At 59.7% G+C, this 22333-nt stretch carries 19 protein-coding genes; 9 read left to right on the top strand and 10 right to left on the bottom strand.

Features of this window, described 5'->3' with window-relative positions; translation table 11 throughout:
* Positions 1-48: 48 nt before the first annotated feature.
* From F4V60_RS06465 to tkt, 4 genes are all read right to left on the bottom strand, one after another.
* On the bottom strand, positions 49-981 hold the full coding sequence (locus tag F4V60_RS06465; protein ID WP_075729852.1) for a glucose-6-phosphate dehydrogenase assembly protein OpcA: 933 nt from the start codon (positions 979-981) through the stop codon (positions 49-51).
* A gap of 18 nt (positions 982-999) precedes the next feature.
* Positions 1000-2532: a glucose-6-phosphate dehydrogenase gene (gene zwf / locus F4V60_RS06460; RefSeq protein WP_075729851.1), complete on the bottom strand. Its 1533-nt coding sequence runs from the start codon at positions 2530-2532 to the stop codon at positions 1000-1002.
* A 132-nt stretch (positions 2533-2664) separates the two neighbouring features.
* Positions 2665-3750 (bottom strand): transaldolase, encoded by a 1086-nt coding sequence (tal, locus tag F4V60_RS06455; protein WP_075729850.1) that lies wholly within the window; start codon positions 3748-3750, stop codon positions 2665-2667.
* Positions 3751-3840: 90 nt separating this feature from the next.
* Complete coding sequence (tkt, locus tag F4V60_RS06450) at positions 3841-5907, bottom strand: transketolase (protein WP_174775544.1); 2067 nt, start codon at positions 5905-5907, stop codon at positions 3841-3843.
* 281 nt (positions 5908-6188) lie between these two features.
* On the opposite strand from tkt, the gene F4V60_RS06445 reads away from it, so the two are divergent.
* The gene (locus tag F4V60_RS06445; protein ID WP_075729848.1) at positions 6189-7133 is read left to right on the top strand and encodes a heme o synthase; all 945 of its coding nucleotides are present in this window, start codon (positions 6189-6191) and stop codon (positions 7131-7133) included.
* 8 nt (positions 7134-7141) lie between these two features.
* Here the strand turns inward: F4V60_RS06445 and F4V60_RS06440 are convergent, their stop codons facing one another.
* The 5 genes from F4V60_RS06440 to mptB form a co-directional block, all read right to left on the bottom strand.
* Complete coding sequence (locus F4V60_RS06440; protein WP_075731130.1) at positions 7142-8110, bottom strand: quinone oxidoreductase family protein; 969 nt, start codon at positions 8108-8110, stop codon at positions 7142-7144.
* A gap of 120 nt (positions 8111-8230) precedes the next feature.
* Positions 8231-9247 (bottom strand): COX15/CtaA family protein, encoded by a 1017-nt coding sequence (locus tag F4V60_RS06435; protein WP_075731128.1) that lies wholly within the window; start codon positions 9245-9247, stop codon positions 8231-8233.
* A 70-nt stretch (positions 9248-9317) separates the two neighbouring features.
* Complete coding sequence (locus tag F4V60_RS06430) at positions 9318-10082, bottom strand: ABC transporter permease (RefSeq protein ID WP_075729847.1); 765 nt, start codon at positions 10080-10082, stop codon at positions 9318-9320.
* A gap of 14 nt (positions 10083-10096) precedes the next feature.
* Positions 10097-11011, bottom strand: a complete 915-nt coding sequence (locus F4V60_RS06425; RefSeq protein WP_075729846.1) for an ABC transporter ATP-binding protein — start codon at positions 11009-11011, stop codon at positions 10097-10099.
* Between the two features lie 6 nt (positions 11012-11017).
* Complete coding sequence (mptB, locus tag F4V60_RS06420; RefSeq protein ID WP_075729845.1) at positions 11018-12736, bottom strand: polyprenol phosphomannose-dependent alpha 1,6 mannosyltransferase MptB; 1719 nt, start codon at positions 12734-12736, stop codon at positions 11018-11020.
* A 318-nt stretch (positions 12737-13054) separates the two neighbouring features.
* Here mptB and F4V60_RS06415 point away from each other — a divergent pair, with 318 nt between their 5' ends.
* Genes F4V60_RS06415 through F4V60_RS06380 form a run of 8 tightly spaced genes read left to right on the top strand, consistent with a single transcriptional unit; the run spans position 13055 to position 20913 of the window.
* Positions 13055-13702, top strand: a complete 648-nt coding sequence (locus tag F4V60_RS06415; protein ID WP_232316012.1) for a helix-turn-helix transcriptional regulator — start codon at positions 13055-13057, stop codon at positions 13700-13702.
* Positions 13702-15147: a Fe-S cluster assembly protein SufB gene (gene sufB / locus F4V60_RS06410; protein WP_075729843.1), complete on the top strand. Its 1446-nt coding sequence runs from the start codon at positions 13702-13704 to the stop codon at positions 15145-15147. The genes F4V60_RS06415 and sufB overlap by 1 nt, the downstream gene beginning before the upstream one ends.
* Positions 15148-16329 (top strand): Fe-S cluster assembly protein SufD, encoded by a 1182-nt coding sequence (gene sufD / locus F4V60_RS06405; protein WP_075729842.1) that lies wholly within the window; start codon positions 15148-15150, stop codon positions 16327-16329. It abuts the gene before it with no gap.
* A gap of 27 nt (positions 16330-16356) precedes the next feature.
* Positions 16357-17115, top strand: a complete 759-nt coding sequence (gene sufC, locus F4V60_RS06400; RefSeq protein WP_075729841.1) for a Fe-S cluster assembly ATPase SufC — start codon at positions 16357-16359, stop codon at positions 17113-17115.
* A gap of 9 nt (positions 17116-17124) precedes the next feature.
* Positions 17125-18372, top strand: coding sequence for a cysteine desulfurase (locus F4V60_RS06395; protein WP_075729840.1), 1248 nt, complete (start codon positions 17125-17127; stop codon positions 18370-18372).
* Positions 18369-18827: a Fe-S cluster assembly sulfur transfer protein SufU gene (gene sufU, locus F4V60_RS06390; protein ID WP_075729839.1), complete on the top strand. Its 459-nt coding sequence runs from the start codon at positions 18369-18371 to the stop codon at positions 18825-18827. The genes F4V60_RS06395 and sufU overlap by 4 nt, the downstream gene beginning before the upstream one ends.
* Positions 18820-19230, top strand: a complete 411-nt coding sequence (locus F4V60_RS06385; protein WP_075729838.1) for a metal-sulfur cluster assembly factor — start codon at positions 18820-18822, stop codon at positions 19228-19230. The genes sufU and F4V60_RS06385 overlap by 8 nt, the downstream gene beginning before the upstream one ends.
* Before the next feature lie 51 nt (positions 19231-19281).
* A complete protein-coding gene (locus F4V60_RS06380; RefSeq protein ID WP_075729837.1) occupies positions 19282-20913 on the top strand; it encodes an ABC-F family ATP-binding cassette domain-containing protein in 1632 nt (543 codons plus the stop codon).
* 54 nt (positions 20914-20967) lie between these two features.
* Here F4V60_RS06380 and F4V60_RS06375 read toward each other — a convergent pair whose 3' ends face one another.
* The gene (locus F4V60_RS06375) at positions 20968-22332 is read right to left on the bottom strand and encodes a PFL family protein (protein WP_075729836.1); all 1365 of its coding nucleotides are present in this window, start codon (positions 22330-22332) and stop codon (positions 20968-20970) included.
* Position 22333: the final 1 nt, after the last annotated feature.

The raw sequence follows: 22333 nt of genomic DNA, 5'->3' as shown, positions 1-22333 counted from the left end.
ATGTGGGGAGAGTGAAAACAGATGTATGAAAAGAGAAGGCGAAGAAGTCTAACTGTAGTTTACGCGGCCCAAAGCCCTCAACGCCCTGGCGTAGGTGTCATCGGTGTCTAGGTGACGGAGTTCCTCGGAGAGTACTTCGGCTTGGGAGCGCACGCTCAAAGACACGATCGATTCGGGGGATCCAGGCATGTCGACGCGTACCGAACGGCTGTCAATGACCTCGATGGAGATCGGTGCAGTCTTACGGTGGAATACAAGCTTGTGGATGGGGAAGCAGGCGCTGCAGTCCTTCTCCGAGATCACGCGGTGAACTGGGACGGCGAGCCTGTCTACCAGCCAGCCGGCGGCCAAGTCGGCAGCGGGGCTGGCGGCAGGACCAGAAATCTCCACGGAATCGACGGCCTCATGCGGGTGGCGGTCAAGTGCGGAGGCAACAATTCCGCGCCACAGTGTGATGGACGCCCACGTCATATCGGAATCGCCGGGGGCGTATCCGGAGGAAAGCTGATAGAGTGCCGTGCGATCTGCAGACTCGTCGTGGGCAACGTTCGTAATACGCCGTTGCGCCAGCGTGCCGACTGGGTGCTCGGAGGGCCGCGGCGGGCAGGCAATAGGCCACCACGCAACGATGGGAGTATCCGGCAATAGTAACGGGGTCAGAACGGCTTCTGCCTGATTCGCCAGCTTGCCCTGCAAAAGCATCACCACCATCTCGGAGGCGCCGGCTTCACCGCCGACGCGCAACTGCGCATCGAGCTTGGTAGCAGCCTCGGGATCACCCGAGACCACAACGAGTACGCGGGAGGGGTGCTCGTGGGAGGCATCGCGCACGGAGGAGAGGATGGCCTCGAGATCGTCACCTTCTTGGGCCACGACGATGAGGGTGAGGACTCGGCCGGTGGTCAGGGTATAGTGCTCCTGAGCCTCCACCAGCTTCTTGGAGATACTGCGGGTCGTGGTATCTGGCAGCGGAATAATCATCTGCTCTAGTTCTCTCCTTTAAGGCCGACGCCAGGTGTGTCCCCGGCGTCGCAGCATCGTGTCTGCGGATTCGGGGCCCCAGGTGCCGGCCGGATATTCTTCCGGCTGACCAGCTTGGGCCCAGTAGTTGATGATGGGATCGAGGATAGACCACGACAACTCCACCTCTTCGTTGGTGGGGAAGAGGGAGGACTCATCCAAAAGAGCATCCAAGATGAGGCGCTCATATGCCTCCGGGGACTCTTCAGTGAAAGCCTCGGCATAAGCAAAATCCATGTTGACGTCCCGCACCTCCATGGTGGAGCCGGGAACCTTGGAGCCAAAGCGCATGGTTACGCCCTCATCCGGCTGCACTCGAATAACCACCGCGTTGTGGCCAAGGGCCTCGGTCTCACCGTTATCGAAGGGCTGATGCGGTGCGGCTTTGAAAACGAGCGCGATCTCCGTCACGCGCCGGCCTAAGCGTTTACCCGTGCGCAGATAGAAGGGAACCCCACCCCAGCGCCGCGAGTTGACCTCTAAGGTGCATGCTGCGTAAGTCTCAGTCGTGGAAGCGGGATCGAAGCCGTCTTCCTCGCGCAGGCCCTTCACATATTCCGAACCCTGCCAGCCCGCCGAGTATTGACCGCGAGCGGTGGTCTTGTTCAACGGATGAACTGCATGCGTTGTGCGCAAGACCTTGATCTTCTCGGCCTGCAAAGCCTCTGGCTGGAAGGAGGATGGCTCCTCCATGGCTACTAGGGCTAGGAGCTGCAGAAGGTGGTTCTGGATCACGTCTCGCGCGGCGCCGATTCCGTCGTAGTATCCGGCACGCCCTCCGAGGCCGATGTCCTCCGCCATGGTGATCTGGACGTGGTCGATGTAGTGAGCGTTCCACATGGGCTCGAAGATCTGGTTAGCGAAGCGCAGTGCCAGGATATTCTGAACCGTTTCCTTGCCCAAGTAGTGGTCGATTCGGAAGACCGAGGACTCGGGGAACACCGCGTTGACTATCTCGTTGAGCTTGCGCGCGGATTCCTGATCGTGGCCGAAGGGCTTTTCAATGATGACGCGGCGCCAAGAGTCAGCAACACTGTTGCTCATGCCTACTCTTTCGAGCTGGTGGCAAATATTGGAGAAGAACTCTGGGGGAACTGAAAGATAATAAGCCCAGTTTCCACCGGTGCCGCGCAGGGTATCTAGTTCCCCAAGGCGCGCGGAGAGGCGGTCAAAGCCCTCGTCATCGAAAGCGCCACGGATGAACTCGATACCGCGGGCAAGGTGCTCCCAGACATCCGCACTGAACTTCGTGCGCGAACCGGATTTCACGGCATCGAGGACGTAGTCTGCGAAAGCGGCATTACTCCAGTCCCGACGACCGTAACCTACCAGGGTAAAACCTGCGGGAAGCAGCCCGCGGTTGGCCAAGTCATAGATGGCGGGCAAGAGCTTCTTGTATGCCAAATCACCGGTCACGCCGAAGATGACCATGCCCGAGGGACCGGCGATTCGAGGCAGGCGCTTGTCTTTGGCGTTGCGCAAAGGGTTGACCCAGGCGCTTGATTCCGTCACGAAATATCCTTTCGCAGGTGCGTAAAGTAAGTCCAGCAGCCTATTCTAGCGACAGCAGCCCCGTCGAGGTTACTCGACGGGGCATAAACGGCGGCTGCTAAAGAGCCGCGGATGCTGAAGGCGCTGAAGAAGCTAGGATAGGCGGGCCTGAATGGACTCGAGCAGTTCCTGCCAAGCGGCAACGAACTTGTCGACGCCCTCTTGCTCAAGCACCGCAAAAACCTCCGCAAAGTCAATCCCCGCAGCCGCTACAGCTGCAAGAATGTCCTCGGCGCCGGACTGAGAACCGGTGAGCGTATCCCCGTGCAATCCGCCTTCGGCGAGTACGGCGTCGATGGTTTTCTCCGGCATAGTGTTGACCGTGTGCGGGCCGGCAAGCTCCGTGACATACAAGGTAGAGGGGTAGTCAGGATTCTTCACACCAGTCGATGCCCATAGTGGGCGCTGGGGGTTTGCCCCAGCCGGAAGCCCTGAGTCCTCCCCGAACTGCTCGAGGAAGACGCCGTATGCGCGCTGTGCGTTGGCCACACCGGACTTTCCGCGCAGGGCCAGAGCCTCGGCGCTGCCGATCTCCTCGAGCCTGCGATCTACCTCGGTGTCGAGGCGGGAGACAAAGAAGGAAGCGACAGAGTGGATCGTGGATACATCATGTCCATTTTCCGCAGCGCGCTTGATGCCATGCTTGAAAGTCGCGATGACATCTTCGTAGCGTGCCACCGAGAAAATGAGGGTGACGTTGACCGAGATTCCGTCAGCGAGGGCGTCAGCGATGGCGGGCAGGGAACCGGTGGTAGCTGGGATCTTGATCATGAGGTTGGGACGATCCACCGTGGACCACAGCTCGCGGGCCTGTGCCAGCGTAGCTGCGGCATCTTCGGACAGGCGGGGGTCAACCTCGATGGATACGCGGCCATCTTGGCCATTGCTTGCGCGGTAAATGTCTGCGAAAACGTCGCAGGCATCTCGAACATCTGCGACAGCCAGCGAATAAACCGCGGCATCAGCTTGTGCCCCGGCTGCTTTAAGCTTGGCGATGTCCTCATCGTAGGCCGTTCCTTGAGACATTGCGGAGGCAAAAATGGCCGGGTTGGTGGTAACTCCGACGATGGACTTGGTGCCAATGATCTCCTGGAGGTTACCGGACTGGAGGCGGTCGCGGGAGAGATCATCGAGCCAGGTGGAAGTGCCGAGTTGGGCGAGCTCGTCGATTGCGGTCATGTAGAAAACTCCTTGTCAGATTTCTTGACTGTTACTTGACTAAACCTCGGTTCTCGTTCCCTATGGAAGCGAGAACCGAGGTGAGACTGGTTAAAGCGAAGCGAGAGAATCCTTGGCTGCGGCGACAACGGCGTCGACGGTGAAGCCAAACTTCTCGAAGAGCTCGGCAGCCGGTGCAGAAGCACCGTAGTGCTCGAGGGAGACGTTGCGGCCGAGGGAGCCGGTGTACTTGAACCACGGCATGGCGATGGCGGCCTCGATAGATACGCGTGCCTGAACGCTGGCGGGGAGGACGGACTCCTTGTACTCAGCGTCCTGAGCATCGAACCACTCCAGGCAAGGGGCGGAGACTACGCGAGCCGCAGTCCCGGCAGCCTCGAGCTGCTCGGCGGCCTCTACAGCCAGTTGAACCTCAGAACCGGTGGCCAACAAGATAACGTCTGGGGTTTCCTTGGAGCCTTCTACCAATACGTAGGCGCCGCGGCGCACGCCCTCATGGGCCTTTTCCTTGGTGCCCTCGAGCACGGGGAGGTTCTGGCGAGAAAGCGCCAAGCCCTTCGGAGCGGCGGGTGCCTCAAGTGCTGCGGCCCAAGCCTGAGCTGTCTCGTTTGCATCAGCGGGGCGAATGACGGCCAAGTTGGGGATTGCACGCAATGCAGCAAGGGTCTCCACCGGCTGGTGGGTAGGTCCATCCTCACCCAATCCGATCGAGTCATGCGTCCAGACGTAGTAGGTGTCCGTGGACATCAGGGCGCCGAGACGCACGGCGGGATACTGGTACTCGGAGAAAATGAGGAAGGTGCCACCGTAGACGCGGGTGCCGCCGTGGAGCGCGATGCCGTTCATGATGGCAGCCATAGCGTGCTCGCGGATGCCGAAGTGGAGGTTGCGGCCGTAGGGCTGCGCCGACCAAGCACCGGTGGAGATCGAGTTGGGGCCGAAGGAATCCGCGCCCTTGATCACGGTGTTATTGGAGCCAGCCAAGTCAGCCGAGCCACCCCAGAGCTCTGGCAGGGTAGCAGCGAGCGCCTGGATGGCGGCCTCGGAGGCCTTGCGGGTTGCTACGGAGTCTCCGGCATCCCATACCGGCAGTTGCGCCGCGAAGTCAGCTGGGAGCTCGCGAGCGCTGAGGCGATCGAAGAGAGCTTTATTTTCTGGGTTCGCGGCAGCCCACGCATCGAACTTCTCCTGCCAGGCGGCGTGGCTACGGGCGCCCCGCTCGACGAGCTGGCGCGTGTGGGAAATAACTTCCTCATCGATATGGAAGTTCTCTTCCGGATTGAAACCGAGAACTTCCTTGGTGGCGGCAACCTCATCGGCGCCAAGCGCGGAACCGTGCACGCCACCGGTGTTCATCTTATTAGGGGCGGGGTAGCCGATGACGGTCTTGACGCGAATGAAAGAGGGGCGAGTGGTTTCTGCCTTGGCGGCGGAAACGGCCTCCTCGATCGCCACGACATCCTCGCCGGACTCGACGGTCTGCACGTGCCAACCGTAGGCTTCGTAGCGCTTGGCGACGTCCTCGTTGAAGGCAATGTTGGTGTCATCCTCAATGGAGATGCGGTTATCATCCCAGAACACGATGAGGTTGCCCAGTTGCTGGGTGCCTGCCAGTGAGGATGCTTCACCGGTGACGCCCTCTTGGAGGTCGCCATCAGAGGCAATGACGTAGACAAAGTGATCGAAAGGGGACTCGCCCGCTGGGGACTGGGGATCAAAAAGGCCGCGCTCGCGGCGAGCCGCCATGGACATGCCAACAGCGGTGGCTAGGCCTTGCCCGAGCGGACCGGTGGTGGTCTCTACACCATCGGTGTGGTGTACCTCGGGGTGTCCCGGGGTCTTAGAACCCCACGTGCGCAGGTTCTCAAGATCTTCCATCTCGAGACCGAAGCCACCCAAGTAGAGCTGAATGTACTGCGTGAGCGAAGAGTGACCCACCGAGAGGACGAAGCGGTCTCGTCCCGCCCAGTGCACGTCATGGGGATCGTGGTTGAGCACGCGCTGGTAGAGCGTGTACGCCAGCGGAGCCAAAGACATAGCGGTACCCGGGTGGCCGGAACCGCAATTCTGCACCGCATCGGCCGCGAGAATGCGGACTGTGTCCACAGCGCGGGTGTCCGTATCGGTCCAATCTGCCGGATAACGGCGCTCGACCATTGCCTGCAGTTCTTCGGGCAGCTTTACTTGCGACACAGTGGAAAGCCTCACTTACGACGTTGAGATGTAACTTGACTCCATCAGTCTAGTATTAGTCTCGGACATTTTGTGACACCTCGGGTGGATTATAGAATCGGCGCCTGAAAACTGTAGGCTGGCATGGTTAAGAATTGGTCGTAGATAGCGGGGAACTTTTCCGAGCGCGCGACCGACTACTCCAGCAGGCCCTTATTTTATGTGGCCTTGCCTAACCCCTGTGTCCAGATTTTGGAGGAATATCCTTGGAGACTCTCAAGGCCTATATTGCGCTAACGAAGCCAAGGATTATTGAGCTTCTACTCGTTGCCGCAATTCCGGCCATGCTCCAGGCTCAACGCGGCTTCGAGGCCGTCTCTGACAACTTCTGGCTCATTCTCTCCACCATCTTCGGCGGTTGGATGGGTGCTGCTGCGGCCCATACCTTTAATAATGTCGTTGACTATGAGATCGACCAGAAGATGCAGCGCACGCGTGCTAGGCCCTTGGTTAGGGCCACCATTTCGCGGCGTAATGCGGCGATCTTCGCCTGTGTCATGCTGGCGCTTTCCGTGTTCTGGCTCGGTGTCATCGCGCACTCGTGGTTGGCGGCATTCTTCGTCCTGCTTACGAACTTCTTCTACGTGGTGGTTTATACCAAGTTCTTGAAGATGCGCAATTCCCAGAACATTGTCTGGGGCGGTCTAGCCGGCTGCATGCCAGCGATGGTCGGTTGGGCAGTCATTCGTGACAACGCGCCCGATGCAGAGCCCGACCGCTGGTGGCAAGCGGTAGTCCTGTTTCTCATTATCTTCTTCTGGACTCCGCCTCACACGTGGGCTCTCGCGATGAAGTATAAGGAAGACTACCGCAAGGCTAACGTTCCCATGTTGCCTGTGGTTGCACCAGAATCCGAGGTTACCAGGCAGATCGTCTGGTACACCGTCGGAACCGTTATCGTGACTTTCCTCATCATCCCCGCCGCTTCGTGGATTTACCTCGTGGCAGCAGTGACCTCGGGGGCCGTGTTCCTGTGGATGGCAATTGCGCTGAACAAGGGCGTGCGCAATGGCGCAAAGGTCAAGCCCATGCGCCTGTTCATCTTCTCCAACAACTACCTGTCCGTGCTCTTTATCGGGCTGTCCATCGACGCGGTGGTCGGCTGGGAGCCTATCGGGCAGTTGCTCGGTTGGTCTAGCGCTCTGTTCTAGGCCTCGCTCTAATCCTCGCGCACGCGCAGCACGATGGAGCCGGTGGTCTTGCGCGACTGCAAGTCGCTGTGAGCCTGAGCCGCATCCGCGAGCGGGTAGCTGGCGCTGATGTCGAACTTCAGATCGCCATCACTCACCGCCTGCACGACGGCCTGGGCGCGCATCTGGAACTCGCCCGGCTCTGCCGTCCACGCGCCGAGAGAGGGGCGGGTAAGGAAGATTGAGCCGTGCTTGTTGAGCAGCTGCGGATCAAAGGGCGGAACAGGTCCGCTGGCGGCACCGAATAGAGCCACCGTGCCGCGTGCACGGACTGCTTCGAGTGATTCGTTGAAGGTATCTTTGCCCACGCCGTCATAGACCACGTCGACTCCGCGTCCCTTGTTATAGCGGCGAACTTGCTCAGCCAGGCTGGAGCTATAGCGGAATACGTGATCTGCGCCAGCAGCGTAAGCGAGCTCTTCCTTCTTGTCCGTGGAGACCACCGAATAGACAGTGGCGCCGAGGGACTTTGCCATCTGGGTAAGGATGAGGCCCACGCCGCCGGAGCCCGCGGTGATAAGGCAGGTGCTGCCGGCTTGGAGCTTATAGACGCCGTGACTCAAGTAGTGAGCCGTCATTCCCTGCAGCAGCATGGAACCGGCCACCTCGGGGGAGAAGCCTTCGGGCACTGCAACGAGCCGCTCGCGGTCCACGCAGACCTTTTCGGCATAAGAGCCGAAGGCACTATCCCACGCGACCATGGTTCCCTCCGCGATCTCGCCCTGCGGATCGTGAGCCACTCGCCCGGTGCCCTCGAGGCCCGGGATGAAGGGCGTGGCGGCGTGATAGGTGCCGTCACGGTAGTAGGTGTCGATGTAGTTGACGCCCGCAACCACGACATCGACAAGCACCTGATTGTGGTTGGGCTGCGGATCGGGGACCTCGGTGTACTCCAAGACCTCGGGACCGCCTGTTTGTTTCACCTGGATTGCATGCATGGACCCCATGCTAACCCAGGAGTAGACCTTGGTGGCGAGATTTAATAAACCAGTACTCTTCGGCACGCAAAAGCTCCCAGCACTTTCTCGATGCGGGGGCGGGCAGTAGGACGGAAGTCTCTAGCGCTGCGCTAATTCGTGTTGGCGCTGCTCGTACTTCTCGTCGCCGGAAACGGAACCGGTGACCAAGCCTTCGGTTGCTCCCTGGCGGCGGATGCCATGGGCCCACAGCAGGGACGTAAAGGCCGTAACCACGGATGACATGGCAATGTGGATGGGCACGGTCCAACGCGGGATGTGCAGATAGAACTGGCCTACGCCAATGCCCCATTGCACCAAGATGCAGGCAATGAGTACCCACCCGGCCTTTTTGACTGCCGGCGGGCAGTTGTTGCGGTAGAGCATGAATACGACGATGACGGTGAAGATGAGGTAGACGTACATGCACATGGCGTGGGCCACGGCCATGGATTGCGTGTCGACGTCGAGACGGCCTTCCATGCCGACCCCACCATCGCCGGAGTGAACGCCCGAGCCTGTGACCATGGTTCCGGTTATGAGGACCACGCCCAAAGCGATCGTGGCGATGGTGGCCAGCACCCGAATTGCCTGCGGGAAGACGCGCGTGGGTTCACCTTCATCAGGTTCGAGGAGGCGAGAGTAGAGCAATGCGGCAATCCACACGAGGAGCATCGAGGGAAGGAAGTGTATGGCGACGGCCCACCAGCGTAGTTCGAGGAATACCGAGATAGCGCCGATGACGGCCTGCACTGCAATTCCGGCCAAGGAAAGCCACGCGTAGACCTTAAGCTCTCGGCGTCTCCGAGCCATGTGCACAGCAACGATGGCCGCCACCGCCGCGGCGCCCACCACGAAGGTGAGGAGACGGTTTCCAAATTCAATGGCTTGGTGGATGAGGGGGGCAGCGCCCTCCAAGGGGACCAAGGAGCCGGGGTGGCACTCGGGCCACGTGATGCACCCCAACCCCGAGCCGGTCACGCGCACGATGGCCCCCGAGACGGTGATGCCTCCTTGGCACAGCAGCAGGATGAGAACAATCAGGCGCTGATTTTTCAGCGTCGGGGCCGCTTCGCGGAAAAAGGTCTTCACTTTGCTCCAAAGATTCACGAGGAGAATCCTACTAGTGCGGTGGACAGGACCCCAATATACGCAGCGGTGAAAGCGCGCAAGCGGAGAAAAGTCACATTTAGCCCTCGAAACGGAACCATCGCACCGCTGCAAACGACGCCAGTGTGGTCCACCCGATGAGAACCAGTATTTCCATTCCCGGGAACACGCCGTCGATGGCGTCGGCTAAGCCCCCTGCCAGCGCCACGGTGGGGACGAGCGTGAGAAGTCCGTCGTTTCCCAGCCCGTGGCTGTAGAGAACCCAGCCCACGACGCCAAGCAGGACGAACCAAATGAGGTTGGCTAGGGCGAGGACTATCTCAGAACTGAGCGTTCCACCCAATAGCAGGCCCAAAGCGGTGAAGGTAGAAACTCCCAAGATAAGCACCAAAGCCATGACCAGTATGGACTCGAGGTTTAGCCTTAGGCCAAAGACTGCGGCGACGGCCCCGAGGATGACCACCTGGGCGCAGACCATGGAGAATACGGCGATGATTTTTCCCGCGATGATGCCCCAGGCAGGGACGCCAGAAGCGCCCACTCTCTTGAGCGCGCCATAACGCCTGTCGAAGGCAAGGGAAATGGCCTGGCCTGTAAAGCCCGCCGAGGTGGCGGCGACCGCAAGCACCATGGGGAATACCTCGTGGAGGCCATGCCCGGTGGTGCTCTCGAGGCGCTCAGCGCCGATAAGAATGGCAAGAGGGATGATAATGCTGAGCAGCTGTTGCTCGCCGTGGCGCAGCATCAGTTTGGATTCCATGGCTCCCTGCACTCGTGCCATTGCCCACGGCGTAGAGCGCTGGGGATCTGGACTGAAGACGCCGGGCTTAAAAGTTGTACTCATAGTGTGGGGTCTCCTTAGCTGCGCAGTTCTCGTCCGGTGAGATCGAGAAAAACGTCTTCGAGGTTGCGGTGTGCCGAATCGAGGCGCCGGATCATCACCCGTTGCTGGGCCAAGTCTGCGCACAAGCTCGCGATGACTTCGGGCGTGGGCGGGGCATCGAGCCGATAATGCAGCGGCGAGGTAGCGTGCGCCGAATCTCGCAGCTTAGAAAGATCTACCTCGGTGGCAGTCTCGAATGTCAGCGAAGGGTTGTCTGTTGCCCGAACCAGTTCTGCGGGGCTGCCTGCTGCGACTACTTGGCCGTGATCGATGATGATGATATGGTCCGCAAGCGCTTCTGCCTCGTCCATGAGATGCGTGGTCAAGATAGTGGTCACGCCATCGCGGCGTAGAGCGCGAATGAGATCCCACACCGCCAGCCGCGACTGCGCATCCATGCCGGCGGTAGGCTCATCGAGAAAAACTAGCTCAGGCCGACCAATTATCGCTAGGGCGAGGGAGAGACGCTGTTGCTGGCCTCCGGAGAGCCGGCGATAGGAATTTTTGGCTACTCCTTGCAGCCCGAGCACCTCTATGAGCCAATCAGGGTCAAGGGGGTTGCGGCTGTACTTGGCACTGAGCTGGAGCATCTCGCAGACACGAATCCCAGAATAGGAGCCGCCACCTTGCAGCATGATGCCGACTCGCTCGCGCACTCTAACCGGCTCGGCGGCTGGGTCCAAGCCGAGTACGCGGATGCTACCGGAAGTGGGACGGGTAAATCCCTCGCACATGTCGATGGTGGTGGTTTTGCCAGCGCCATTAGGTCCCAAGAGGCAAAAGACCTCTCCCTGCGAGACTCGAAGGCTCAGGCCATTAACGGCGGTTGTAGAACCGAAGTTCTTAAACACGTCCTCGAGGACGAGGGCTCCATCGAAAGTTGCATTCACGAGGGTCTAGTTTAGGACACTAACCCGCGCGCGACGTAATGCCACCCACCAGGCTAGACAAACCACGGCAAAAGATAGCGCCGCGGCAATGTAGATGGCGACAACCGTGGAGGGGGGAAGCCCCAGTCCACGGGGCAGGACAAAGAAGCTCATGGCAGCCGAATACACCACGACCGTAAAGCGGAAGATGAGGCGATTGGCCCACGCGGCCAAGGGCAGGACGGCCCAAAGGATGTACCAGGGATGAACCACCGGGAAGAAGATGACCATGACGAGCATGGAAATCCCCAGACCGCCAACCGGATGGATAGAGCCCCGGAAGGTGGCAAAGAGCATTCGCGTCATGAAGGCCACGGCGATGAGGACCCCGACGCCGCGTGTAACCGACAGGATTGCATCGGTGTGATCGCCGAGCCCTAGAAGCATCCCCACCAAGCCAACCCCGACGCCTACCGCGGTAGACATCGACAGCCAGGATCGAACGGTTGCTGCGCCGCCCTGTCCGGATATCCAGCCAATATCGATGCCCGTTACCAGGGTGACGATGGCGATGGATATAAGCAGTGCTGCCAGTTGTGCCGCGATAGCTGCAGCGATTGCTTTCCAGGCTGGCCAGCTGTAGCGCAGGCGGAGGCGTCGAGCCAGAGCCATTCCCACGAAACCCAGGGGAATGAAACCGGTGACTTTGACCATTCCCGCACAGGAGATAAGAAAGCCGGAAGCGAGTAAAAGCGGCAAGAACTGCCGCGTGCTCAGCCGATCGATGCCACGCAGGCCCAGCTCCATCCCCACGAGTCCGAGCCCCATCATGATGGCCTCGTTGTGAATGCCCCCGACGAGGTGGAGCGTGGTCAATGGATTGAGAATTCCGAGCCACAGGGCGGAGGCGGGGGAGACACGGCAGCGCTGTGCGAGGCGAGTCATGGCCCAGCCCCCGGCCACGATACCCAGCAAAGAGAGCAAACGGTGGGCAATGACACCGATCACGATGGAATTATCGGTGGCGATGCTCACCACCGCGGCCAGTCCCAGTGCGACCGGCCCGTAGGGAGAAGTGGAGTTAGCCCAGATGAAGGGGACAGAACGGGCGAGCTGATCATCGGCGCCGAGCAATTGGACAGGCCCCGCGGAATAGGGGTCCATTCCTTGCGCTACTACAGAACCATTGGCCAGGTAGGAGTAGATGTCTTGGGTAAAGAGGGGGGCGGTCAGGATGAGGGGAATCACCCAACAAGCCCACGTGCGCCATAGCTGCCCAGAGGTAACCAGGCGATGGGGGCGCGTGACGACGCCGCTGGGGCTCACGCGACCGCGTAATGGGGTACCTACGAAGGGGGCAAGGAATACCCAGGCCACAACCAAGAGTCCGGCGCCGACCATGACCAGTGCCGAGGAAGACTGCAGCATGCGAGACATCAAAGAACCGAAGGGAATGTTGTCATAAGGATTGCCCACAACCGGCAGTGCCCCGGCGCCCAAGGCTCCGAAGGCGATGAGGAGGGATCCCACGGTGCCTGCCCACCTGAGGACAAAGAAAGTGCGCAGATTTGCCAGAGTTGCGTGTTGGGTTCCTCCCGGACCGCTGGGCAAGAAATCGAAGCGGGCATCGGTGCGGCGTTGGGCGGTGGCGTCAGCGTGCAGAAGCGCTGAGCGAGATCCGGCAGGGCCTAGACGGGGGAATTGCCCAAGCACTCCGTCGAGGAAGGTGCCGATTCGCTGTTTCATGGATTATCACCTTAGCTTCTCAATCTGCTCGATACCTCACCTTAGAGTTCTGCGGTGCCGCACTAGGGCTATGACCAGTGCCGGTTGCTGTGAGGAATGAATTAGGGAACACTAGTGTTGTCTAAAACATAGATGTTTTCCCGGAAAGCACTTTTCGGGTCTGCTTGATCATTTAAAGAAGGAGGTGCACATCCTATGGCCACTCGACCTAATAAAGCTGGGGTTCATGTTGAGTCTCAGCTGAATCAAGATATTGAATCCGCTTCTGATAGCTCGAAGGAAACCAGAACCGCGGAGGGCGATACCCGCCGGCAAGTGATGCTCCTCTTGCTCAAGGACGGACCCGTCACGGCTTCCTATCTTGGGGAGCGTCTTGGCCTGTCGGCCGCCGGCATTCGTCGGCACTTAGACATCCTGGTGGAAGAAGGTTTGACCGAGGTTGTTCGAAAGCGGCCACAGACTCGCTCCGGCGAGTCCGCCGGCCGTGGACGCCCCGCAAAACACTTTCGCCTCACTGATCGGGGGCGGGCGCACTTTGGCCACGCTTACGATGAGCTCGCATCCGAAGCGCTCGATGCCTTGCGCGAGGCAGGCGGTTCGGAGGCAGTTAAACGTTTTGCCAAGGCACGTTTCCAGCGGCTCGTCGCGGATGTAGATCCGCTGGTGGGCCTGGAGGAAAGTGTTGACGAGGTAGCGCAGAGACTGGCCGAGGTTCTGGATGAACACGGCTACGCCGCCACCGTCAATAAAGCCGGGCAAGGCGTACAAATCTGCCAGCATCATTGCCCGGTGGCGCATGTCGCCGCCGAGCACCCTGAGCTTTGTGAGGCGGAACAGGAAGTCTTCTCCTCCCTGTTAGGCACACATGTGCAGCCCTTGGCCTCTATCGCAGAAGGCCATGGAATCTGCACGACGAACATCCCCTTGACACCAATCAAAAGCAACAGCGAAAGGAGCGGGTTCTGATGACACAGGCACAACCAGCACCAAAGCTTGAAACCAAGATGACCGATGAGGAAATTATCTCCTCCATGGGTGGCTACAGCTATGGCTGGCACGATTCCGACGAGGCCGGCCAAGCAGCCCACCGTGGCCTGAGTGAGGACGTCGTTCGCGATATTTCCTCTAAGAAGAATGAGCCGGAATGGATGCTAGAGTCCCGTCTCAAGGCTCTGCGCATCTTTAACAAGAAGCCGGTACCAACCTGGGGTCCGGATCTCTCGGACATCGACTTCGATCACATCAAGTACTTTGTTCGATCCACGGAGAAGCAGGCTAAGACGTGGGACGATCTTCCTGCTGACATCAAGGAAACTTACGATAAGCTCGGCATCCCAGATGCGGAGAAGAAGCGCCTCGTCTCTGGCGTTGCTGCGCAGTACGAGTCCGAGGTTGTCTACCACAAGATCCGCGAGGATCTGGAGGCTCAGGGCGTCATCTTCGTAGACACGGACACTGCCGTGCGTGAATACCCGGAGATCCTCCAGGAGTACTTCGGCACCGTCATCCCCGCTGGAGACAACAAGTTCTCCTCGCTGAATAACGCCTGCTGGTCAGGCGGATCCTTCGTCTACGTCCCCAAGGGCGTGCACGTCGATATCCCTCTGCAGGCTTATTTCCGTATCAACACGGAGAACATGGGTCAGTTCGAGCGCACCCTCATCATCGTCGAAGAGGATGCCTACGTTCACTACATCGAGGGCTGCACCGCTCCTATCTACGATTCAGACTCGCTGCACACTGGTGTCATCGAGATCGTGGTCAAGAAGGGCGGCCGTTGCCGCTACACCACCATCCAGAACTGGTCCACCAACGTCTATAACCTGGTTACTCAGCGCGCCAAGGTAGAAGAGGGCGGCACCATGGAATGGGTTGATGGCAACATCGGCTCCAAGGTGACCATGAAGTATCCTTCCGTCTGGCTGCTGGGCGAGCACGCCAAGGGCGAGGTTCTTTCCCTGGCTTTTGCCGGCGAGGGCCAGGTGCAAGACACCGGTTCGAAGATGGTGCACATGGCGCCGCGAACATCTTCGAATATCGTGTCCAAGTCGGTCGCCCGCAATGGTGGGCGCGCCGCCTACCGCGGGCTCGTACAGGTCAACCACAATGCCCCGCATTCGACCGCAAATGTCGAGTGTGACGCGCTTTTGGTCGACAACAACTCCCGCTCGGACACCTACCCCTATAACGACATCCGTAACGAGTACGTGACTCTCGGACACGAGGCCACGGTCTCGCAGCTTTCTGAGGAGCAGTTGTTCTACCTCATGTCGCGAGGAATCGCGCAGGAGGAAGCCATGGCCATGATCGTGCGCGGCTTCGTCGAGCCGATCGCGAAAGAAATTCCCATGGAATACGCGCTCGAACTCAACCGCCTTATCGAACTGCAGATGGAAGGATCGGTGGGCTAAGTGGTAGCCACCAATGAATTTAACCCGGCTGATGTCACCAAGGGTGACCAGTTCACGTCCTTTAACGTCGAGGATTTTCCCGTTCCTCGCGGACGCGACGAGGTATGGCGCTTTATCGCGCTGCGAAACCTCCGCGGGCTGCACAACGGGGAGTTTGCCCCTGTTGTTGCTCAAAAGATTTCCGTTACTACGCCCGCTGGGGTGACCTCGGAAACCATATCTCCGGATGACTCTCGTCTAGGGACTGCGGGAGCACCGGCAGATCGCGTCGCCGCTCAGGCATGGGATTCCATGCCTGAGGCGCAGCTGGTCACCATCGCACCCGAGGCACAGCTCGAGCAGCCGGTGGAGATCACCATCACCGGCGCGGGTCAGGATGTCACCTCTTTTGGTGCCACCTCCATCCAGGTGGGCCATCACGCCGAGGCCACTGTGGTGCTCAAGTACGTCGGTTCCGGCACGCATGCAGACAATGTGGAGTTCCTCCTCGGGGATGGCGCCCACCTCACCGTCATCGTGGATGCGGACTGGGACAGCGATGCAGTCCACCTCTCGCACCAAATCGTGCAGATGGGCCGTGACTCCGTACTGCGCCACAACAGCGCGGTATTCGGCGGGGAGATGGTCCGTATTGTGCCCCGCGTGGTGTTTTCTGCTCCCGGCGGAGACGCGGAGCTTCTCGGTGTCTACTTCGCTGATGCGGGGCAGTACTTCGAAAACCGTCTTCTGGTCGATCACTCGGTCCCGAACTGCCGCTCCCGGGTGTTTTATAAGGGCGCGCTGCAGGGCCAAACAGCTGAGTCCGCTGTGGAAGGACGCCGCTCCCCAGAGGCTCGTACCTGCTGGGTGGGTGACGTGTTGATCCGCAAAAATGCGACCAACACAGACACCTACGAGACCAACAACAACCTCATTCTTAGCGACGGCGCACGCGCGGACGCCATTCCAAACCTCGAGATTCAGACGGGTGAAATCGTCGGCGCAGGCCACGCGGCCACTGTTGGACGTTTCGACGATCTAGAAGTCTTCTACCTGATGTCCCGTGGCATCCCCGCCGCCGAGGCACGTCGACTCATTATCCGTGGATTCTTCTCCGAGGTCATCTCTCGGATCCCTGTTGAGTCCTTGCGTGAGGATCTGGAATCCCGCGTCACCGACGAGCTCGAAAAAATTAACGCTTAACATCCCCGAAAGCAGGTAAAAATCCCCATGTCAACACTGGAAATTAAGAATCTTCACGCCCAGGTGCTCCCCACCGAAGAAGGCGGCGAGCCGAAGGAAATTCTCAAGGGCGTCAACTTGACCATCAAGTCGGGGGAGACGCACGCGGTCATGGGCCCCAACGGCTCCGGCAAGTCAACCTTGTCTTATGTCATTGCAGGCCACCCCAAGTACGAGGTGACCGAAGGCGAGATTTTGCTCGACGGCGAGAATGTCCTAGACATGGATGTCGATGAGCGCGCCCGCGCCGGTCTCTTCCTAGCCATGCAGTATCCCACTGAAGTGCCGGGTGTGAAGATGTCGCAGTTCATGCGCTCGGCTGTAACGGCAGTGCGAGGGGAAGCTCCGAAGCTGCGTGAGTGGAACAAGGAAATTACCGCCGCGCGCGAAAAGCTTTCCATCGACAAGTCTTTTGCTATGCGCGCCGTCAATGAGGGATTCTCCGGTGGAGAGAAGAAGCGCCACGAGGTTATGCAGCTCGATCTTCTCAAGCCCAAGTTCGCCATTATGGATGAGACCGACTCCGGCTTGGATGTCGACGCTCTGCGCGTAGTCTCCGAGGGTATCAACCGCTACCAAGAGGAAACCAACGGCGGAATCTTGATGATTACGCACTATAAGAGGATCCTCAACTACGTTAAGCCAGACTTCGTGCACGTCTTCGCACACGGCCAGGTTATCAAGACCGGAGGCGCCGAGTTGGCTGACCAGCTCGAGGCCGAAGGCTACGAGCAGTTCATCAAATAAGAAAGCCTCATGTCTAACCTAAACTTAACCGAGATTAGGAAGCAGTTTCCCATCCTCGCGCGCACGGTGCGAGGTGGGAAGCCGCTGGTCTATCTGGATTCGGGTGCTACCTCCCAGCGCCCTGCATCGGTGTGGAAGGCGGAGGAAGAGTTTGTCCTGCACACGAACGCTCCCGTTCACCGTGGTTCTTATCAGCTCGCTGAAGAGGCAGATGACGCCTATGAGACTGCGCGTCGAAACATTGCTGCTTTCGTCGGCGCTGACCGCGATGAGATCGCCTTTACCAAAAACGCGACCGAGGCTCTCAACGAGGTGGCCTATATCCTCAGCGATAAGCGCGCGGGTGACCACTACGTAGGCCAGGGCGATACCGTCGTCATCACCGAGCTAGAGCATCACGCCAACCTCGTGCCTTGGCAGGAGTTGTGTGCGCGTACCGGTGCCACGTTGAAGTGGTACAAGATGACTCCTGATGGGCGTATCGACCTCGATTCCCTCGAATTGGATGATTCAGTCAAGGTGGTGGCTTTTACTCACCAGTCGAATGTCACCGGCGCTATCAGTGATGTCCCAGAACTCGTCTCCCGCGCACGTGCGGTAGGCGCCCTCGTGGTCCTCGACGCGTGCCAGTCCGTACCGCATATGCCGGTTGATTTCCATGCTCTCGACGTGGATTTTGCGGCCTTTTCCGGCCACAAGATGTGTGGTCCTACGGGTGTGGGAGCGCTCTATGGCAAGGCCGCTCTCTTGGAGCAGCTCCCGCCTTTCCTGACGGGCGGTTCCATGATTGAGATCGTCACCATGGAAAAGACTACCTTTGCGGAGCCACCCACACGCTTCGAGGCGGGCACCCAGATGACCAGCCAGGTCGTCGGGTTGGGTGCGGCGGTAGAGTTTCTGAGCGAGATCGGCATGGATAATATCCACGCCCACGAGAAGGAACTGTGTGCGCGCGCACTGGAGGGCCTGCAATCCATTCCTGGTGTACGCATCGTTGGGCCTAGCACCACGGAGAACCGCGGCGGGGCAGTGTCCTTCGTGGTCGATGGCGTGCACCCGCACGATTTGGGCCAGGTGCTCGATGATCGCGGTGTTTCTATCCGTACCGGGCACCATTGCGCGTGGCCGCTGCATCGCGCTTGCAATATCAATTCAACCGCGCGGGCAAGCTTCTACCTCTACAACACCGTTGAAGAGGTAGACAAGCTGATCGAGGCCGTTAAGGCGGCCCGTGAGTTCTTTAGGGTGGAAGCATGAACCTAGATTCTATGTATCAAGATGTGATCTTGGATCACTACAAAAACCCTCAGCACAAGGGTTTGCGCGAAGGGCAGGCAGAGGTCCACCATGTCAACCCCTCCTGTGGAGATGAGATTGTTCTGCGGGTCAGGCTTTCTGCAGACGGCACCACCGTCGAGGACATTTCCTACGATGCCACCGGCTGCTCGATTTCCCAGGCTTCAACCTCTGTGATGGCGGAGGAGCTCATCGGCCACACTCTCGATGAGGCCAACGAGAAGGTCGAGGAGTTCGACGCGATGGTGACGTCGCGTGGGGAGATCGAGGGAGATGAAGATGTCATCGGGGATGGCGTAGCTTTTGCGGGCGTCGCCAAGTACCCGGCTCGCGTAAAATGTGCACTCCTAGGCTGGAAAGCCTTCCAGGCCGCATCGGCCGACGCTCTCAACGAAGTGGAGAAGGATCATGAGTGAAGAACCCAAAGACCCGTACCAGAATGACAGCTCCTCTTTTGAGGGAGCCGGCGAGCGCCCTGAGCAGAGCGAGCAGCAAGTTTCCAAGGTGTTCGATATCACCGAGTACATGCGCGATGTCATTGACCCCGAGCTGGGAATCAACATCGTTGACCTAGGTTTGGTCTACGACATCTGGCTCGAGGACATCGATGGCAAGGAGACTGCGGTCATCAACATGACGCTGACCTCACCGGCTTGCCCGCTGACGGATGTTATCGGCGAGCAGGTGGAGGACGCCATCGTGGGCAACAAGCTCGCGGAAGCTATTCAGATCAACTGGGTCTGGATGCCGCCGTGGGGTCCCAATATGATCACCGAAGAAGGCCGGGAGATGCTGCAGGCTCTCGGGTTCGCGGTCTAGTTTTTCGCCGCGAGTTCGCGCGCGAGGCGCCGGTTGCTAGACTGGATCCCCGTGATTGTGACCAATGATTTTGAGGTGCGCGTTGGCGCTCGCACCCTGCTCGATGCCCCCGGCCAGCTCCTGCGCGTACAGCCGGGTGATCGCATCGGCCTCGTCGGCCGCAATGGTGCAGGCAAGACCACGACCATGCGTATTCTCGCCGGTGAGACGGAGCCCTACGGTGGCTCTGTCACCCGGTCGGGCTCCATTGGTTATCTTCCGCAGGATTCGCGGGAGGGCAACATCGACCAAACGGCTAGGGAGCGCGTTCTCTCCGCCCGTGGTTTGGATACCATCAAGCGTTCCATGCTCAAGCAGCAAGACTTGATGGAAAACGCTGAAGATGATGCCAAGCGCGACAAGGCTATTGCCAAGTACTCGCGCTTAGAAGAGAAGTTTGAGACCCTCGGCGGTTACGAGGCGGATGCAGACTGTGCCCAGATCTGCGATAACTTGGGCCTGCCGCAGCGGGTCCTTGATCAGTCCCTCAAGACGCTCTCCGGCGGTCAACGCCGGCGCGTGGAGCTGGCGCAGATCCTTTTCGCCGCCACTGAAGGCTCTGGCAAGTCTCAGACCACGCTCTTGCTCGATGAGCCCACCAACCACCTTGATGCCGATTCCATCGTCTGGTTGCGGCAATTCCTCTCCAAGCACGAAGGCGGGCTCATCATGATCTCGCACGACGTGGAGCTTCTCTCGGCGGTGTGCAATAAGGTCTGGTACCTCGATGCCGTGCGCGCCGAGGTAGACGTCTACAACATGGGCTTTAAGAAGTACCTTGATGCTCGTGCCACGGATGAGGCGAGGCGGCGTCGGGAACGCGCTAATGCGGAGAAGAAGTCCGCAGCTCTGCACAAGCAGGCCGCGAAGCTGGGCGCGAAGGCCACCAAGGCTGCGGCGGCTAAGCAAATGCTCCACCGCGCCGAGCGCATGATGAATGAGCTCGATGACGTGCGGGTGGCAGATAAGGTTGCCCACATCAAGTTCCCGGAGCCCGCTCCCTGCGGCAAGACCCCGATGAACGCGCACGGACTGACCAAGATGTATGGATCGCTGGAGGTATTCGCCGGCGTGGATCTAGCCATCGACAAGGGCTCAAGGGTCGTTGTGCTCGGATACAACGGCGCTGGCAAGACCACGCTGCTCAAGTTGCTGGCCGGGGTCGAGCGTACCGATGGTGAGGGCGGGATTGTCTCTGGGCACGGGCTGCGGGTGGGCTATTTTGCCCAGGAGCATGACAACATCGATCCGGACAAGTCGGTGTGGGAAAACACCATTGATGCTTGTCCGGACGCAGGCCAGCAGGATCTGCGCGGATTGCTCGGCGCGTTTATGTTCTCCGGGGACAAGCTGCAGCAGCCTGCCGGGACCCTGTCCGGCGGTGAGAAAACCCGCCTGTCCCTGGCCACGCTGGTTTCTTCCCGCGCCAATGTCTTGCTGCTCGACGAGCCTACGAACAACCTTGACCCGATTTCGCGCGAGCAGGTGCTCGATGCATTGAGCACCTACACCGGTGCCGTGGTGCTGGTTACGCACGATCCCGGGGCGGTTAAGGCCCTGCACCCGGATCGCGTCATCATCATGCCGGACGGCGATGAGGACATGTGGAACGACGAATACATGGAGATCGTCGAACTGGCCTAGACTGGCCGCTGGCTACAAGAGGCGCGGTGAAGCGCCTCTTGTGGTTGTTACTTTCTAGTTGCGGAATCCGTGCACAGGAGCAGGGATGAAGCCGCCGCGCTCGATGAACTTGGAGTTGCTCACGGTGCTCACGGGGATAACAGGCGCGTAGCCGAGAAGGCCGCCGAAGTTGACCTCATCTCCCACCTTGGCGCCGGGGACGGGGATAACGCGCACGGCGGTGGTCTTATGGTTCATCACGCCGATGGCCGCCTCGTCGGCGATCATTCCCGCGATGGTGGCCGCGGAGGTATCTCCCGGCAGCGCAATCATGTCGAAGCCGACGGAACAGATCGCGGTCATCGCCTCGAGCTTGTCCATAGAAATGGAGCCGGAGCGCACGGCGTCGATCATGCCCTTGTCTTCCGAGACAGGGATGAAGGAGCCAGACAACCCACCGACGCGGGAGCAGGCCATCATGCCGCCTTTCTTAACGGCGTCGTTCAGCAGGGCGAGCGCGGCGGTGGTGCCGTGCGTTCCTACCTGGTCCAGGCCCATGTGCTCGAGGATATGAGCCACGGAATCTCCCAACTCCGCGGTAGGCGCCAGCGAGAGATCGATGATGCCAAAAGGAACGCCGAGGCGCTCGGAGGCGAGGTTGCCCACCAACTGCCCGGCGCGGGTGATCTTGAACGCAGCCTTCTTAACTTCTTCTGCCACCTGGTCGAGGGTGGCACCTTCTAGGGATCCGAGGGCACGATCGACAACGCCGGGGCCGGAGACTCCGACGGAAACAACGCAATCTGGCTCCTCGATGCCGTGGAAGGCGCCAGCCATGAAGGGGTTATCGCCCACAGAGTTGGCAAAGACAACCAGCTTGGCGCAGGCGATGGCGGAGTCATCCTTGGTCAGCTCTGCTGCCTCTTTGAATACCTCACCCATCTTCTTGGCGGCATTCATGTTGATTCCAGCGCGCGAGGAAGCGATGTTGACGGAGGAGCACACCACGTCGGTGGAGGCCAGAGCCTCGGGGATCGAGGAGATGAGCTTCTTGTCGGCGGTGGTGGCACCCTTTTCAACCAGGGCGGAGTAGCCGCCGACGAAGTTGACGCCCACCTCCTTGGCAGCGCGGTCTAGGGCCTTGGCAGCATCCACAGGGCTGCCGGCAACCCCGGCCACGACCAAGGAAATGGGCGTTACGGAGATGCGCTTGTTGACGATGGGGATGCCCAGCTCGGCTTCGATGCCTTCGCAGACCTCGACGAGGTGCGCGGCCTGCGTGGTGACGCGGTCGTAGATGGCTTGGCAGGTCTCTTCCATGGTGGTACGCGTGCATCCGAGCAGGGAGATTCCCATGGTTACGGTGCGAATATCGAGACGATACTTGTCAATCATCTCGATCGTGTCGAGGATGTTGCTGGTGTTGAAGCGGTTCGTCATC

Origin of the sequence: Corynebacterium flavescens, from assembly GCF_008693105.1 — a bacterium.
Taxonomy (GTDB): Bacteria; Actinomycetota; Actinomycetes; order Mycobacteriales; family Mycobacteriaceae; genus Corynebacterium; species Corynebacterium flavescens.
This window is presented reverse-complemented; position numbering and strand designations above follow the sequence as displayed.